10 protein-coding genes are annotated in these 18,612 nt (G+C 41.7%); 9 read left to right on the forward strand and 1 reads right to left on the reverse strand.

Annotated features, from left to right (window positions below):
* From VIN08_RS15205 to VIN08_RS15225, 5 genes are all read left to right on the forward strand, one after another.
* On the forward strand, positions 1–436 hold a 436-nt coding region (locus tag VIN08_RS15205; protein ID WP_331966804.1), incomplete at its 5' end, for a hypothetical protein.
* 35 nt (positions 437–471) lie between these two features.
* Positions 472–6,291, forward strand: coding sequence for a hypothetical protein (locus VIN08_RS15210; protein WP_331966806.1), 5,820 nt, complete (start codon positions 472–474; stop codon positions 6,289–6,291).
* 35 nt (positions 6,292–6,326) lie between these two features.
* Positions 6,327–14,300 (forward strand): DUF5675 family protein, encoded by a 7,974-nt coding sequence (locus VIN08_RS15215; RefSeq protein WP_331966808.1) that lies wholly within the window; start codon positions 6,327–6,329, stop codon positions 14,298–14,300.
* The gene (locus VIN08_RS15220) at positions 14,290–14,892 is read left to right on the forward strand and encodes a hypothetical protein (RefSeq protein ID WP_331966809.1); all 603 of its coding nucleotides are present in this window, start codon (positions 14,290–14,292) and stop codon (positions 14,890–14,892) included. The genes VIN08_RS15215 and VIN08_RS15220 overlap by 11 nt, the downstream gene beginning before the upstream one ends.
* 17 nt (positions 14,893–14,909) lie before the next feature.
* A complete protein-coding gene (locus tag VIN08_RS15225; RefSeq protein ID WP_331966811.1) occupies positions 14,910–15,518 on the forward strand; it encodes a hypothetical protein in 609 nt (202 codons plus the stop codon).
* 92 nt (positions 15,519–15,610) lie between these two features.
* Here the strand turns inward: VIN08_RS15225 and VIN08_RS15230 are convergent, their stop codons facing one another.
* The gene (locus tag VIN08_RS15230) at positions 15,611–16,180 is read right to left on the reverse strand and encodes a hypothetical protein (protein WP_331966813.1); all 570 of its coding nucleotides are present in this window, start codon (positions 16,178–16,180) and stop codon (positions 15,611–15,613) included.
* A 253-nt stretch (positions 16,181–16,433) separates the two neighbouring features.
* Between VIN08_RS15230 and VIN08_RS15235 the strand changes: the two genes are divergently transcribed.
* The 4 genes from VIN08_RS15235 to VIN08_RS15250 form a co-directional block, all read left to right on the forward strand.
* Complete coding sequence (locus VIN08_RS15235; RefSeq protein ID WP_331966815.1) at positions 16,434–16,745, forward strand: hypothetical protein; 312 nt, start codon at positions 16,434–16,436, stop codon at positions 16,743–16,745.
* Positions 16,746–16,834: 89 nt separating this feature from the next.
* Positions 16,835–17,245 carry a hypothetical protein gene (locus VIN08_RS15240; RefSeq protein ID WP_331966817.1) on the forward strand — a complete coding sequence of 137 codons (411 nt, stop codon included), beginning with the start codon at positions 16,835–16,837 and terminating at the stop codon, positions 17,243–17,245.
* Positions 17,246–17,290: 45 nt separating this feature from the next.
* A complete protein-coding gene (locus VIN08_RS15245; RefSeq protein WP_331966819.1) occupies positions 17,291–17,911 on the forward strand; it encodes a hypothetical protein in 621 nt (206 codons plus the stop codon).
* Positions 17,912–17,955: 44 nt separating this feature from the next.
* The coding region (locus VIN08_RS15250) for a hypothetical protein (protein WP_331966821.1) at positions 17,956–18,612 on the forward strand (657 nt) is incomplete at its 3' end.

The following is an 18,612-nucleotide window of genomic DNA, read 5'->3' on the forward strand; positions in this document are numbered from 1 at the left end:
AACTGACTTGTGGGTATACCAGGAGATTGGCAAACATAAAGCTACTCCTGAGCAGATCGACACACTTCGAAAGAAGTATAGTCAATATCTATACTTTATACTGAGTCTTTCAGCAAACAATAAAGAAGCGCTCCATCAGGCAGCCAGTGATCAATATGGTGACCTGGTGCAAACGCTTTCATTTCGCATGAATAACTATGTTACGCTAACGACATCGGTTAATGACTCTATACCGGTAGGTGATTTTATGTTGAATCGTACCTACGGTATGAGCAATAGCACGGATTTACTTTTTGTTTTTAGTAAAGAGAAAGCAAAAGGTAAAGACTGGATTCAGTTTAACCTGAATGAATTTGGACTGGGTATCGGAAATCAACGGTTTCGCTTTGAAATGCGTGATCTTGAAAAGATACCTGAAGTGACTTTTGAGAACTAAAACATTACTATAAAGAATTTCTACTCTAACCTGATATGATACGTAATAGAATCCTGCTGAAAAGCATTGCCGTCTTTCTCCTTCTTGAAACTGTATTCAACACGGTAGCACCAACCATTTCTTGGGCATTGACTTCGGGGCCAACCGCTCCCGAAGCAACCAGTTTTGAGCCTATTGATACTTCGGACATAATAAATGTCGCGACCGGAGATTTTGTATACAATATACCACTCTTAGAAGTACCCGGACCATCTGGAGGATACCCGGTTTCAATGTCCTATCATGGAGGCATTTTACCAGATGAAGAGTCATCTTGGGCTGGATTGGGGTGGAATATTAATGTCGGAGCAATCAATAGGACAATTAATGGTTTTGCTGATGACTATTTAGGGGCAATAAGAACCCGAGTAGACAATAATACAGGAGTTGAGAGGAATACATTTGGCGCTGGTGTCGGCTTGCCCGGGGTAGATTTGGGATTGTCTGTATCCCATGATTCAAACCTTGGTATTGGTGTTGGCGGTGGTGCAACTATTGGATTTAGTGAAGGAGGAGTTCATCTTGGAATCACAGCTGGCGTTAATCCTTATAATGAAGGAGCATACGCGGGAGTCTCCGCAGGATATTCTTACCTACAGGCGCAAGTGATGGCCGGAAAGAACGGTGTTGATGGAGGTATAGGACTTAGCACAAAAAAAGCAACTGGGCTAGGCCAAGTAAGTATAATGACGAACTTTAACAGCATATCCTTTTCAGCATCCAACCGTTTTGAGTCTGTTGAAGCCACGCTCAGTTCAAAGGGGATAAGGGGCACAAGTCTGCTTGGGGTACCTTTTGATCAGACCAGCAGTAATGCTGGGCGTATTAGGAAGGAATCTTTTGGTTTTTTCGTGCCTATTCCTTTGGGTAATAGCGGTCTATTTTTAAACCTTCGGTACAATTACCTTCGATATTTCTCATATGAGAAAACTAATGTTAACATGGTTGGAGCATTGCAGGCAAATTCAACTGCTGGCAAAGACCGAGATAATTGGTCTTTTGATTCGTATGCTTTATCCGATCCGGACACTTTCACAGGAGATTTGAAAACTAATGACCCTGAAAAATCCAAGGGAGGCAGTTTTCCTGCTTATGACTTTTATAACGTAAATGCGCAGGGTTTAAATGGAGAGATACAACCATACATTTTTGATAATGGGAATCTTTTCAGACAGAATTTAAAAAAGCAGGGTTCAAATGACTATGAGATAGAATACAAATCAACCAATAGCGATTTTTCACGACGTGTAAATTTCAGATTTAAAAATGATTTTTCGAACACGTTTGGCTATGCCAAAAATGAAATGCGTCTTCAAAATGATGGGCAGCTCTCCTTTATAAATACCCCTGATAACTTAACGCCTGAAGACGGTTATAATGTAGAGGATCAACATCTGGCCGGTTCCAAGCACATTGAATGGTTTTCAATAACACAAATACTTGACGGAACAGCAAAGAAATTGGGATTTATACCTTATAGCAACATGAAAAGCAGTACGGTATATGAGACTGCTATACGAAATAAACCTTACACTGTTAGCAACGATCAAATTGGTGGCTTTATGATCACCAATGAAAGTGGTGTAACTTATCACTATGCGTTGCCCGCCTATGCTCATCACGAGTACTCGAAAAGTAAGGTAACAGGAACATCTTTAGATATTTACCAGGAAAGCACTTCTAACCAGGCTTATGCATATACCTGGTATTTAACAGCGATCACCGGGCCAGACTTTGTTGATAGAGGTGGAGAGGGTGGGGCCCCGAATTACGTATTAGATAAAGACGATTGGGGATATTGGGTATCGTTTGACTATGGATGTTGGGCACCTGATTACGCTTGGCGAAACCCTAATACTGGGTTTCGAAAAGACTTGGACCGCAACTTGGAGTTTTACTCCACGGGGCAAAAGGAGATATATTACCTTAACGAAATCACGACCAGAACACACACAGCTTTTTTTGTAAAAGAAAAAAGATTAGATGGCAAATCGGCTGTTCTTCCTAAGGATGATCCTCAAAGCTTTTTCCCCGTGTCAAGATTGGAGAAGACTTGCGATCGATGCCCCAATCCAGTGACACGTTATTATAAGCCAGTTGACGTCTTAAAACTTTCAAAAATCATCTTAATGAGCAATAAAGACGTAGATGATTTGAGTTTAAGGGATTACAGAAAGAATGATTTTGCGAGCGATTCCAGATCAGGTATAGCTGATGTAGTACTTACCACTCAATTTGATGGAATCATAGCCGGTATTAACGCAAAAAGTTTGCGTACAATTCAATTAGATACCGACAACAGTCTCTGTGGAAATACTCCTAATAGCTACGAAGTAAAATTTGATGCGAATGGCAATCCAATAACTGATGCTACTCAGTACACTTTAAGCGGGAAATTAACTCTTAAAGGGCTGAGATTTTTAGGAAAAGGTGGGGGCAGTTTAATGCCATCTACAACATTTGATTACGAAAAGAACCCGAACTATACTGCAGATGCCATTGATATTTGGGGTTTTTACAAGAGCGATTATGTTAAGGATCCAAAAAACGAGAATCTTTCAAGGTCCGTAACAGTAGAATCGGCCAATAATGTTGATGCATGGAGCATGACATCAGTTAAGACACCACTAGGTAGTGGAATTCAAATCCAATATGAAAGTGATGAATATAGTAAACCAGCCGCCTATAAGGCTTCAGTTTTACAAATAGATAATGTAACGCCTTTGGAAACATCAGGATCGCTGAAAATCACCTTTAAAAACAATGTCGGAGATTTAAGATCATTTATAGGTGCCAATTCAACCGCTCAAGTTGTTGGAGTCGTTCAATATAGTTTTCATACCGATAAGCCAAAATATATATGCGATAAGGAGCCTTTAGGTTTGCATTGGGGTGCCGATTATAAATCGGTAAAATGCGATCCTTCTGAGGTAACAATTTCATCGATTAATCAATCGGATATTATTGTTCAAAGTCAAAAGCTTTACGACTATATGACAAAGGCTTATGGAACTTATGCCATGCCGGTTAACTTGCCTTACCCCAAGACATATTCAGATGTCCCATGCTATAATAACATGGGGCAAGAAATCAACCTGCAAGTGTTATATGATCATGCACCCTACTGGAATGGCGGCAATTTTGCGTTTACTGGAGCAGTTGAAAGTGGTAAAGTTTTTGGAGGTGGTCTGCGAGTGAAGAAGATTAAAGTATCTGATCTAAAAAGCGAAAGAACGACAAGTTATGCATATACAAATGGGACAACCTCTTACGAACCCTTCGGTCTGGATAATTATACAATGTTGTTCAGAGATCCTTTGAACGGAAATGGTGAACCTTGGCAAAGCGAAATCAAACGAATTGATAAATCGAAAAGCGAATTTTTAAAGAATCTGTATGGAGGATTTTTTGAAAAGATTTTAATGATATCCAGAGAATTGCCTGCGCCTGGTGTGATATATCAGCAAGTATCAGTTGAAGAAAGTATTCAAGATTTCGGTGGTTCAGATGCTACTCCAATTCCGGGTAAGAAGGTATACGAATTCGAAGTTTTCGATGATAGCATGCTCGAACGAATTGCAATGTATAATCAGGAAAATCCATACGCATATACATGTAAAAATGATATCGGCAAAGTTGTTCCTTGTTTTGGCGACAATGACCCAATTCACGGCAACCCAACTTCTTGTTGGGATCAATATGGCAACCCGATAGCATGTGGGACTTCCGCTTCTTCAAGTTCGTCACCTCTTACTTTAAATAATTTTTCGGCTTGGACGGGTGCTTTAAAATCAGTCACAGAGTACGGAATGGATGGTAAATTGTTAAGCAAACTTGAGAACCACTATTTGCATGATTCAAAAAGTGCTCAGGTTTTTAAGAATGACCTCAAATCGCAATACAAAAATCAAGGGGCTATAACACAAATATTTAATGAGCATAGGATCGCTGACGGTGTTGACAAAATGGTCTTCAGTAGGATCACGGAATACCCATTAGTTAGTTTAGGACAGACATCCACTAATTTTAAGACAGGAATAACGACAACAAGTCAAAATCTGGCTTATGACTTTTATACTGGCATGCCGTCGAAGGTGTTGACTACAGATGGATATGGAAATGCTTATGTGTCAGAAACAGTGCCCGCCTATAAAGTTGACATATATTCAGGCATGACACAATCTCAGGTAACAAATGGAGTTGTCGGCATGGGGTTAAAAATCAAGAATGGCAAGAACAAAAACATGCTCATTCAAAGTGCTCAAACCAATATGCATAAGGTTGATAAGAAGAATCCGTTGAATACTTCGTTAGGACTTGTTTCAGCATCTGTTCAGACGTGGAGTGACCAGCTGCCTGCACTTCAACAAGGTAAATTAGTAACGGATGCTTCTGCACAGCCGGGAATCTGGCGTAAGGCTTCCAACTTCAATTTTGTGGGCAGCGATAACGTATCGATCCCGGTTGATGGACTTTATCCGGTTTCAAGTGCTACGGCTTTCACCGCCTGGAATATAAATGATCCGGTACCAGACGGATGGCAAAAAAGCAGTGCTATAACCTTATACGATGTAAACTCCCATGCACTGCAAGTACAAGACATTAACAACAATTTTGCAGCTACTCGCATGTCGTTGGATCAGACGCGTGTTATAGCAACAATAGCAAATGCCAACTATAAGGAATTTGCTTATTCCGGTGCCGAAGATCAACCTTCAAACGGTTTGTTTGGAAGCGATGTATATCAGAACGGAATTCCTAATACCACAACAGCTCATACGGGAGCCATATCATTAACTGCTTCGACAGGCGTCCGCGGATTTACATATTACATGCTTTCGCCGCGGCAACAACGCACCTACCGGGTAAGTGTATGGTCTTCTCAGCCGCAAGCGGCCATCAAGTATAAATTCGATTCGGGTGCTGAAACCGCAGCACCGGTGAGGAACAAAGGAAAAGCAGGAAACTGGTACTTGCTGGAAGCGGATATAGCAATAAATACAACCTCCCCTTCAAAACTTGAAATGTGGTGTGAGGCCGGTGCTAACACGACATACTTTGATGACTTCCGTGTTAGACCAGTAAATGCTGTTATGGCGAGTTATGTATATAACCAATGGGGCGAAGTATCGCATATACTTGATAACAATAACCTTTATACGGAATATCGCTATGATGCTATGGGCCGCCTTACCTCTACCTATAAAGAAAGCTTTAAGGAATCTTATGGTGATCATGGTATCGTCAAAACGGGCGATGTTGAGTATAACTATGGGACAAATAATCCATATACCCTAACCATTAGCACATCGAGTACTGGTACCCGAGGGTATATCTATCCCTCAGGAAATGTATCGATCACACAAGGCAAAGACCTCCGTTTTGAGCTACGTGACAAGTGCCAGTATAACACGCTGGGTTCTGTCTGGATTGATGGAAAGAAGATTGATCTTGATAAAGCTTCCCTGACACTTGCTGATGGCACAATGGTGTCGATCCAGGGTGCCGGTAAAGTTATCACGTTTAAAAATGTTCAGACGGCACATACATTGAAAGCAGATTTCGCCTCAAACTCCGTAGCGGGTGTCGTGGTTTGCAATGGCTATACGGATGGTAATGGCAATACCTGCTATGATGGCACGTATAAATATGCCTATTACGATTTGTGCGGTAATCAGGGTAGCTGGATGAGTGCAAGCAGACTAGCGGAGATTCCTTCTGATCTTAAGTCTCTTGCCACGGGCAATTGCTGCCAATATAACAATGGCACGGTGTCGGGTTGCAGTTGTAAGCCGGGAAGTGTCGGCATTGAGTAAACATTATAGCGCACACACATTTTTACAGTATTATTATGAAGCGTTTTTATATAAAAATATTTCTAATTGTTCTGCTCGCTGGCAACTTTGCAAGTTTTGGCCAGACGTCCACGCAAACAGGATGTGATATTCGTCATTCGGGTAGCAACTGTGTAGGACAGCCGATAACGTTTTATCCGGATAACTGCTCAGCGGAGTTTACGAATTACCTCTGGATCATTGACGGTGTTCAGGTTTCAACGCAGCAATCCTTCGCCTATACGTTTACCACTGCGGGTAGCCATACCGTTAAGCTTGGCACATCATGCGGGACCACAACCGGCTGTAATTATCCCAAGCCGGTATATACCCAGACGAGTATCTTTCTGGAGGCTGTTCCCCGACCACCCGTTACTGCCAGCACCACGCAGCTTTGCGAAGCAGGAAATGTAACCTTATCGGTAGATGCTGAATATACCAACTCTGGCTATGATTTTATATGGCGATCGGTTCCTGCCGGGTATACGGCTACAGGTACTTCGGTTACGTTTAATAATGTATCGACTACCACCACTTTCCGTCTTACTATTTCAGGAGAAGCGTGTACGAATGAAAACCAGGTCACGGTAGAAGTTTCCAAAACAACGCTTCAGCCGGCTTTAGGCGCGGCCCTGTTTTATCACCGGCAAACACTCACTGCCAGTGGTGGCGGTATAAGAGCTGGCCATTATTGGGAACAAAGTAGTACGGGCAAGGATGTAAATCACCCGGTAAACGGCGATTATATAGTATATGAATCCGGTGATTATTATACCCGTTTTTACTCGCCAGCCACCAACTGCTGGGCCAATTCATTAGGTCCTGTTCATGTAACGATCGACTATGCACCACCGCTTGCCATTGCCGGGCAGATATTAAAGCCGGGCTACAACGAAGTATATTTCGCCAACGATGAAAAGGACTATATCTTTTCGTATGCGGATTACTATTGGGTAAATAACACCAGCGATAATCCATCGATCATCCGTCCTTATTGTGTGAATGGCGTTGTTACGGGTAGCAAACTTTACAAGAACGGAACGTATTACCTCAAGGGCCGCGACCGCGGTACAAATACGTGGGGGCCAACACAAACTATATCGGTTAGCTTGCGTGGAGATGAAAGTCTCAACTGGATACACACACGGGCCTATGATGGTACTACTTTAACGATCAATGGCCTTGCAACGAACAAGGTAATAAGCGAATCCAAATCATACTTTGGTGATGATGGTAGAAATATTCAGAGTCAAACGAAGAACTTTACCACAGGTAAAGTAATGACTAACCAAGAGTTGCGCGATCAATATGACCGCGTTGTCGGAAATACCTTGCCAGCGCCGATTACATCAACTGATTTTTCTTATAACGGTGCATTTGTGTTAACACCTTCAGGCGATGTATATAACCATAAAGACTTCGATAATACTTCACCCGCATCAGTCAATACAGTCTACAATCCTGTTGAAGTGAATGACACCGAAGAAGGTACGGTTGGCTGGTACTATAGCGCCAATAATACGCTTGAAACCAACGTTCCCAAAACTAAATATCCCTACAGCCGCGTTGATTTTTATAATGACGGAACGGGTGAAGCAAGACGATCATCCGGTGTAGGTGAAGTCCTCCGATTTGGAGCAGGCCATGAGTCATTGAGTGGAACCTTTCCGGTATACCAGGAGCTTCAGGATTATCTGAGCAAGCGGACTATTGTACTGCCCGGTATAACACAGGACGGTATTTTATTCAATGAAGGAGTACAGACGGTAACACGTGATCAGAATGGAAAGTATGCTGTAAGCATTACAGATAAAGCCGGTCATGTAGTATTGGCCGCAAGAGCATGGAAAGATACCTATAAAGATACCGATAAAGTATTGACTGTATCTAACACGGTTGTGTCCAGCGGATCGCCTGCTTCTGCCAACTATCGAGCAATGACTTATTTCTATATTCTGCAAGCTCAGGCGGTGTCTATCACGGGCAGCAGCGATTTTGTTGTGGAAGATATCGTTTCAGAAATTCATAAAGACCCCGGGCAAACTTTTGCCGGTTCAGACGGAAAATGGCCAGCGGGTTTTTACCGGATTTTACTTGCCAATGAATCCAGCGAAATAACCCTATCGTACAAAAATTACTTTCTGGATGTTTCCTATAGCTTTTATAACGATATGGGCAGACTTGTATCATCGGTATCTCCCAACGGGATGAAGGAATGGCTGAGTGTGACAACAAACCTGGATACGAAATATGCAGCCATTGACAAGACCACTTATCAATATAACTTCCGTGGCTGGCTGATGTCGGTAACAGAGCCGGATGCGGGCACAACCAATTATAAATATCGTTCGGATGGTAAAATCCGCTTCTCGCAGAACGCACAGCAAAGCATCGATAAACACTTCTCCTATACCCATTACGATCAGCTTGGCCGCCCTGTTGAGTCGGGTGAGTATATAGGTACACAATACACATTTGCTTCGCTTAATAATCAATTAGAATATAGTCAGCAGGTTTATTTTTCATCCTCAGATACACGTGACTGGGTTGTTACACATTATGATTTTGCTGATGGTAACTTTAATAGCGCCACAGGGTTGGGTAGTAAGTATGTGCAAGATTATGTAGATGGATCGGTGTCATGGTCAGAGAATACCAACATAAAAACATGGTATAGTTATGATGAACTGGGACGTGTAACGTGGATGGCACAAAAGCCCAAAGCTTTAGACCGTGTGTTTGTTGTAAAGTATACTTACGATTTTTTAGGAAACGTACTCACCGCTGCGAACCTAGCATTCAAAGCAGGTGACGATCACACAGAAGCAGCGTTGCTGGAACAATTCTATCATTATTATGAATACGATGCTGACAAGCGTTTAAGTAAAGCCTACACCAGTGTAACTGCCACCGGCGAGAAGAAGTTGCGTGCCACCTATAGCTATTACCTGCACGGCCCGCTAAAGCGTATCGAACTTGGTGATAAGCTGCAGGGTATAGATTTCGTATATAACATTAATGGCTGGCTTACGCAGATCAATCACCCCAATAAAAGCAAAGATCCCGGCAGCGATGGTAATGATGCCTTCGGCATGCTGTTGAATTATTACGAGAACGATCTGACCAGCGTGTTCCAGACGGGCTCTAATTCTCCCGAGCTCATTCATGATCCGAACGGCTTCCACAAACTGTCGGGCAGTAGTGAAAAGCAATCTATAGCCTTTGAACCAAAAGCAGCCTATCGTCAGAATATGCTGGAAACGCTGGAACAATTAAAAGTACTGCATGAAAAGGAAAATAGTGCTATTGAAGAAACAGCATTGATAAGTGAGAATGATCCGGCTATAGAACTTCCGGCTACATCTATGCCCATGCACGAGCCAGATTTTACGGTAATGGATACACTGGCAGTGGCTTCTGTCAAGACCGTGCTCTATGAACAGCCCATGGCCACCAACATAGTGCCGGATGATGTTGAGTTCGCAGCTTTGAAAGCTATCTTTGATAATTTAGGAGGCACCGGATGGATCAAGAAAACCAATTGGCCCACAGTAGGCAACTGGCCCGCCACGGCTACCAGTGCACAGTTTGCTACGTGGTTTGGCGTAACGGTTGCCAATGGCGATGTCGTATCGATCAACCTGCCGAGCAACAACATGATCGGTACTATACCAGCTTCTATCGCAAATCTCACCGAACTTACATCAATCTATTTTCAGGGTAATAAGATTTCAGGCAGTATACCGAGCGAAATCGGTTCACTTAGCAAGCTCACCATTTTGTACTTGTATATCAACAGTCTTTCCGGCACAATCCCGGCTTCCCTTGGAAACCTGAAAAACCTGGTATACCTCGACCTGTTGAGAAACAGCCTGACAGGCTCTATACCTTCGGAGCTTTCCGGCATGACTTCTTTGAAATACCTGTGGCTGGATGAAAATAAACTTACGGGTACTATACCAGCGTCTCTCGGTACTTTGAAGAACCTGGTAAATTTCAGCTTGTACAGCAATTCGCTGACAGGCCCTGTACCGCCAGAACTCAACAGACTTACCAATCTGATCACGCTGGATCTTTCGTATAATAAATTGTCAGGTACCATTCCGGATCTAAGCGGTCTGACGCAGTTGACTACGTTTGATCTTCGCTCGAACTCTTTTAGTGGCACTGTTCCGGTATGGTTAAGCTCGATGACATCGCTGCAGTATATTTACCTGGGGCTTACCGGTCTCTCAGGAACCATACCCGCATCGCTGGGTTCACTTCCGAATCTGAAAGTATTGGCCATTAATTCTAATGCATTGACGGGACCACTACCTCCGGAACTGGGCGAACTGAGCAACCTGCAAGAACTCTATCTGTATCAGAATCAACTGGTAGGCGAACTGCCGCCCTCGTATGGACTCTTAACTAAATTAAAAACTTTCAACGTCAGCCAGAATAAGCTTACCGGCAATATACCAGAGTCGTATCGCAACCTTACGGCTATTACATACTTCAACGTACAGACAAACCAGCTTTCAGGAGAACTTCCGGATATTTTCAGCGGGTGGACGAAGGCTACATCATTCTATGTGGCGTCCAATAAATTTTCGGGGCCTATACCTGCCTCTGTTGGGGATATGAAAATTCTGATAAATTGTTATTTCAGTAACAACGCATTCACCAGTGTACCGGCCTCGCTGCTGAACCTGATAAAAACGCAATACATTGCACTGGAAGGAAATAAACTTCACAGTATACCAGACTTTACAACCATGCCGAATAAAGCTGTGCTATACCTGTATGTGCGGAATAATTACCTGGATGCGTCTGATCTGGAGCCGTTGTATACTGCAGCCAATGCTTCTCCGTTCAAAATCCTGTATGCTACCCCTCAACTGGTTGACCCGGGCACAAGAATCTCGGTACCGCCAGGGCAACCGCTCACGATTATCGCCGGTGGAAAAACAGCCAACACAACTTTTGTGTGGGAGAAACAATCCGGCATCACGTGGACGGATGTAACATCGCGCAATCAAAGTACAAGCACCGATGTGTTTGTTATTAATAGTCCGGTTGCTTCCGATGCCGGTATATATCGCTATCGGGTTACAACGTCTAAGCTCACACCGCTTTCTATAATCAGTAACCCTATCACCGTACAAACGGTAGATGCATTACCGGTACGCACGGCAACCGCCAATACATTATACAACGGATTGATCACCTCCGTGCAATGGCGAACCGATCAGGCGTTTTCCTCTACAGAAGGTGATTACTACGGTCAGTATCAGTATAACTACGATGACAAGTATCAATTGCTGGAAGCCGACTACGCAGCTTTCAACAAGACTACGAAAATGTTTGATGCCCCGGGAAATAACTACCGCCTCACCGGCATGAGTTATGACCCGAACGGTAACATTCAATCGCTGAAACGCTACGATGGCGATGGATTGTATAAAAACAACCTGAGCTATAGCTATCTGGCTAACACGAACAAGCTTGATAAAGTAAACGGCTATGTAAACAAATTTACCTACAACGCTGTAGGCCAGATGACCGGTGACGATAAGGAAAGCGATACCGACCAATATGTAGAGTATGATGTGACTGGCAAAGTTCGCAAAGTATTTATGGATGCCGCCAAGCTTTTGCCTAACGTTGAATACTTGTACGATGATCGCGGGTTCAGATTAGCCAAGATCAACTACCAGAGTAAACGCACTACATGGTATATACGCGATGCCTCCGGTAACATCTTGAGTATATATGAACAAGCCGGTACACTTCCCGATCCGCTGGAACCGATCAACTGGACTACGCTTACCAACGTAGTAAATACCAACGGAACATTAACACTGCAAAGCGGTGCAACCACAGGTTCGGCAAAGGCTTCCAATACACTGGCAGCCGGTCAGGATGGTTATTTCGAATATATACTGGACGATATTCAGCCGGTAGATATCGGATTTACCGTATCGGGTATCGGAACATGTTACTTTAGTGTATATCCGAAGCCCAACGCCAACGTTGTTATCCGCAAAGCCGGGGCCTTGCAGGCAAGCTTTACCTATAGTCTTGGCCATAAGCTGAAACTGGAGAAGGTTGGCGATAAATTACGTTTCTGGCAGAATGGTACACTGCGCTTTGAAATAAGCGGAGTGGCTGGCAGCACAGCACAGCTTTTTGCGACCCTGACGGCCACCGGTGCTATACTCGACAACCTGACATTTAAAACCATTAGTACAACTACCGATCAGGCTTCGCTGGTACAAACCGAAGTACCGATCTATGGCGCGGGTAAACTCGGTACATTTTATCCTGCCCAGGACAGCAGTGCGGTATATGAACTCACCGACCATCTGGGCAACGTGCGTGCCCTGGTGCGTGAGAACATAAACACCTATACCGCTACAATGGAAGACAACGGGCAAAGTGATCTCACGAACCCACGCGTAACGGAAATGAATTACTTCAGGAACATCTTTGAAACCGAAGTACAGGATGTGCAGATGAACCATACCGAAAAGCTGGCCGGAGTGCCACAGCCGGATAAGGCCGCCTATCTGTACTGGATCAGCGGCACCCAGGGTATGGACATGCAGGATAAATCGGTAGGCCCTGCTATATCGCTGAAAGTAAATACAGGCGACAAGATCAACCTGGAAACCTTTGCCCGCTACGAACACAAGGAAGACTTTACGGAAAATGTTACGCTGGCCGCTTTCTCACAACTGCTGGGTTCTACGTTTGCGTATGTACAGGGCTTCGAAGCCATGTCAGCAAACCAGGCCACGCAAACTTTCCAGGCGGCGCTTCCGGCATTACTGGGAGCCGGCAAAGATGCCAGCCAGCCGAGTGCGTTCCTGAACTATATCGTGTTCAACAAGAACATGCAAAGCATCGCCAGCGACCGCATACAGGTAAGTGAAGCCGCAGCCTTCGAACCGGACGAACGTGCGGTGAAGAACATGTTCGAAAAGCTCGCACTGAATGTAATTATAACCGAACCTGGCTATATTTACGCATGGGTTAGCAACGGTAGCGAGAATACGAAAGTATGGTTTGATGACTTTAGGATTTCACATATCGCTAATTTTGTGACGCAGGCTACGGATTTAGATCCGTGGGGCGTTGTTAATCGTGAACAGAAGACCGATGAGAGCATATATAGATATAATTATCAAGGTCTATATGCAGAGAAGGATTTAGAGACTGGATGGAGTCATTTTGAGCTGAGGGAGTATGATCCGGTAATTGGTAGATGGATGGCCATGGACCCGGCCATGCAATACTTTTCGCCCTATTTATCAATGCACAACAATCCAATTAGTTCAACAGATCCTGATGGTGGCTTTGACGAGTATAATATGATAAACGGTGAGAAAGTTTGGATTAGTAATAAAGGCGGAAATGATGTTGAGTACATAAATTATTATGAAAATGTTGATTCGGGTCTTAACGATGGAAAGACAGTCAGCGTTTATACAGGAACATCAGCGCAAGCCCTTACAGAGACAGGTAAGCAACTTCTTGGTGGAGTTTCTTTAACGTGGAGCTATGAAGGAATTGTTATTGATTTAGTACGGACGACATATACTACCAAATCCACAGTTGGTACATTTACCACATCAAGTGGGGATGTTGAGGGGTACATCTTAGAGCCAGCTTGGGATGAATCAAAAGCGACAAAATCCGGATCAGATCGAGCAATAGAACCCGGAACATATTATCTTACTCGTCATATTAGCACAAAGTATACCGAAGAAAAGCATGCATATCGATTGTTATCACCACATGGACGAGTAGCGATATTGATCCACACAGGAAACGATCCTGAGGATACAACAGGTTGCCTTCTGCCTGGAACATCGACGTCCACCGATTATGTCTCAGGAAGTACTGCTAAGAGAGAGGAGCTGTATAATTTGATTCAGGGCAACAACTTTGGTGCAAAAATCACAATACGAAACACTAATCAGGGATCACCAAGAAATGGCTATTGAAATGAGAAATGTATTAATACTGGCGTCTATTTTTCTTTTTACTTCTTGTAGGAGTGAGAGTTTGCCTATTTCAGACACGACTAAAGCAGAGCAATTAAAGAAATATTATCAGTTGTCCATTGAGACAAATGACTTGGATATTAAACGAAAATTTTTCAATTATTTTCCGTCTACTTTTTCTGAGTTCAATTCACTCTATGGGTTTGACTCTAAGAGTAGTAAACCTCAGCCCTTGTACAACGAGGCATTGGATCATATTCGAGGCTTACTTTGTCAACTAGATGAGAATGAAATACGTGGTTACTACGATAAGTTGATTGGTCTAACCTATGGAGCTGAGTGGGATGCGGATGCGGTAAACTACTTACAAGATTGCATTCAGAAACGATTTAAAGAAAATACCAATTCATTTACAACAGTCTTAACGACGAAAAGCAAGGAGCAGGTCAGACAATTTTTTGCTTTTTATTTTTCAGGTCCCCCTGACGATCCTATAAAAGAAATTCCGATAGAAATTGAACGTTTAAAATCTCGGTACCCCAAAATCTATAGTATTGCTTTGAATGTTTTTAATAAGATTTCTAAGGAGTAAAAAATACAACCAAGACTATGAGAGTATTGTTGTTTGGATTAATCTTTGTCCATTTTTATGGGTATGGCCAGGATACGTTTACTTTGAAACCGAAGACTATAAGTCAAATTAAAGACTTTGAAAAAAGTTTAGGCTCCCAAATAATAGGCTTCAGGTTCTTTAACCCAAAATATGATTTGAATTACCAAAAGAATATTGATGTAATGGACTCAGTTTTAATATTCAAGAGGACGAACGATAACTTCTATCCAGGCTTGCATACTTGGTATTTTTATGATAAAGACTCACTTGTAAACCTGATATATTATCATTGGGGCTTTTATAATACTGCTTTCAACTTTAAGGAACATCCTGGACTCTTGGAGAAACAAACAAAAAGATATAAGGAATATTCAAAGAAATTTAATGTTATTAAGAAAAGTGTTGAGCGGTTAGTAAAGAAGAAAGGGAAAAAAATAAATGATAACGAATACCGATGGGAGATCGATTCATCCATAATATTATTGTTAATGAGGTTTGATAAGAAACTTCGCGAAAACCCAGGAGGACTTGGGAAATCAGGAGATTATAAAATTGAACTAAGAATATATTTTACCTCCAAAGAGATCGCTGGAGATACTTTTTAAAGTATGCTTAATAGTGAAGGTGTACTTGATAGTTCTTTGATCTGAGTAATTTAAGCTGAGGATGATTTAGGATAAAAAAGCTAATGAGAAGGTCAAGTGCTTTTAGCCCTCCAAGTATGGTCAATTTTTCTTAGTTCAGGTCCGATATTTCCTATGTCTACATTTACATCTGCAGATTGGTCATACACGTCTTCAGTTATTATGAGAATAGAGTGTGATATTATGCTCAGGAGATCAGCGGGAATATCGCTATCAGCTATCACTATGTATTTTTTCTCAGAGCTTAATGATATTTTTTCTTTCTTAAAGAAAGCAAATTGCTTGTCATTTTTAAAGAATGAGAAACCGGTTCCGATATGAAATACAATTAGAAATTGATCATTTTCATATTCAAATACTATATGCGGCGCGCGCCAAATTTTATAAAATAGAGTAATGTCAATTTTTCTTTCTCCATTTAGAAACTCAACTAATAACTTACAATTTAGATGAAAAGGTTTTTGCTTCAACTTAAAGAGCCCAATGATATTGCTTGATTGGTTAAACAATGTCCAATCAATTTTCCAAAACTTTTTATTAGCCTTGCCAACGAACAAAATCTCGTTGTTGCGATAAAAAGTAACTGTGCGAAAATCGGATACAATGGTAATTTCGAGAGACATAGAAGATGAATGATTAATTTGCAATTAATGGAAGTCTATTAAAAATTGGTTTACCTGTAAAAATAATGGAAAAAGATAAAAATAGGATATTGTGGGTAGGACCTTGGTACTGATATTGATCCCCTGCTTACTTTGCCTTTGCAGTTCATTTAATTCGAATGATTTTAAGTCCCAAGTCGCATTCGAACAAAAGAGATATACAGACTATAACAACGCAACTTATTTATTTTCAAATGATTCTTTAAAGCAAACTTTGACGATAAAACTAGTCTCAAAGAATCAAGTTCAATTTGAGTTAGTATCTGAAAATATTAAGCGAAATAAAATTTTTAAGCTTAATGGGATTGCAAATTTGGCTAGTGAAAGTGATTCTGAATCTGATGAGGATGAAGATGGAAACGGATTTTTCGTTGATGAATTCAAATATTCCAATCAGTGCACTTTGTATTTTCGCTTGGATGCGGATGAATTCAAAAGGGCTAGAATTAAGATGCATAATTGCTTACTGAAAAATAATTACTCAACGCCGATTAAGTCACTTGGAATAATGCATAGAATAAAATGATGGTGATCTAGTACCTCGGTGATATGAACTGCTGACCGGTATATATATAGCCTGATTGCGATTTTGGTCGGAAGTTGTTTACAAATGTTATGAATGTTTATTATTTAGTTTGGACAGATTTTTTAGTTGGCCGTGCCAAAAATAACCCGGATATGCAGAATTGGAAATTTCAGGGATTTGTACTTATGACTTGGATGAACTCTCTAAATCTTTGGACCTTATTTTCTTTTCCTAAATTATTCGGGATTGAAACATTTCTATTGCGCTTACCCTTTATGGAAGGGACACGCGTAAATAGTGCAGTGGCTTTTTTTATTCAGTTTACATTGGTGTTTTGTATAGCTAACTATTTCTTGATCTTTTATAAGGATCGATATAAAAAGATTACAAAAGAATATCCTTATAGCGGAGGAAGGATAGCTCGTAACTACATTTTCATTACAGCTGGTTCTAGCCTTTTCACCGCCCTTATACTCTTCTTCTTTTACACTAAAGCATGAGGCTAGGTCGGTATAATGATTAAGTACAATCTGTTTTAAACAACCATGAAAAATAAATTTAACATAGTATTATCTCTGCTTTTATTGAGTTCAGGTATGGTCTTTTCACAAGGCTATATTCCAGTAACAACCACCATGAGTACCCCTTATGGCAATGTGCAGTATACTAACTACGTTCCCGGACCTGTTAATAGATATTATATCAATTTGAACAAGCTCGGAAATAGCAGTAGCATGACCTATGAGTTTAAGGTGGTGATGAAGAACGATAGTTCATTTACTGCTAAAACCAAAATTAATGTGAAAGATGACAAGCATCACACTATTGTTATTAAAAACAAAAAGGTAAAGACCGTTATACATCCGTCAGAAACAAAATCACTTTCTCGCGTAACTGTTGATGGTCAAAAGATTTCCGGTATACCTGCAGATAGTTGTTGGCTGTTCAAAACGTATAGTGGTCGAATAAATACCTATTCCTTTTTGGCAGAACCAGGCATGTCCCTCATTACAGCCATTCAGGATGGCGATGAAGGTGCCATTATTCCATTGACCAAGGAAAATTTACTGGAAATGGTTGAATATGATGATCCTAAAGTTCATCAGCTCATTGAAAAGGATGATCTGGTCACTGCTATCAAGCTATACAATAAGAAGAAAAAGTAGCCTTCTCAATCAAATTAGAGTGTAGTAGGTTCAATAAGCTGGTTATGTTTCTAACGGAGAGAGTACTCATATTGCTGCTGATCGCATTTGCCTGTAACGTAAATGTACACGCTCAAACTGGCACTACACATTTGACCAGCGAAGGGAATGAAACAGATACACTGTCCCATCAATTAAAGAAGACTCTTCCAAAATCTGATTCGATTGAAAAGCAAATTCAAAACGCATCAAATTCATCCAGCAAAGTCACAGATAGCTTGCAACATACAAACACTAAAGCGCGGGCCATTCAGCAACACACGCAAAACCAAATAGATAGTCTTCAACAAAAAGCCACCTCCCGGGTAGCAAAACTGGAAGACAAGATCGGTCAGAAATCAAATGTAGCACAGAAGTTAACTGGTAAATCCGGAGCCGCCGATACAGCGATTCCATCTCTGGAGAAATCTGGATCATCCATTCCTAACCTGGATGCATCTGGCGTTACAGAGAAATTAAATGCAGATATACCGGGTACAGATTTGAAGCTGCCATCGGTTGATAAAGGAGTACCCGATGTAAATCTCCCACGAACAGGTGATCTTGGTAAAGTGAATGGACTGAAAGAAGAAGTGAGCGGTGTTGATGGAAAATTAGCGGGTGTAGATCAATACGAAGGTGATCTTCAGAAGATTAGGGAAGGTGCTCCTGAAAATTTAGAA

The sequence above is a fragment of the Ohtaekwangia sp. genome (assembly GCF_036568665.1).
Taxonomy (GTDB): Bacteria; Bacteroidota; Bacteroidia; order Cytophagales; family Cyclobacteriaceae; genus Ohtaekwangia.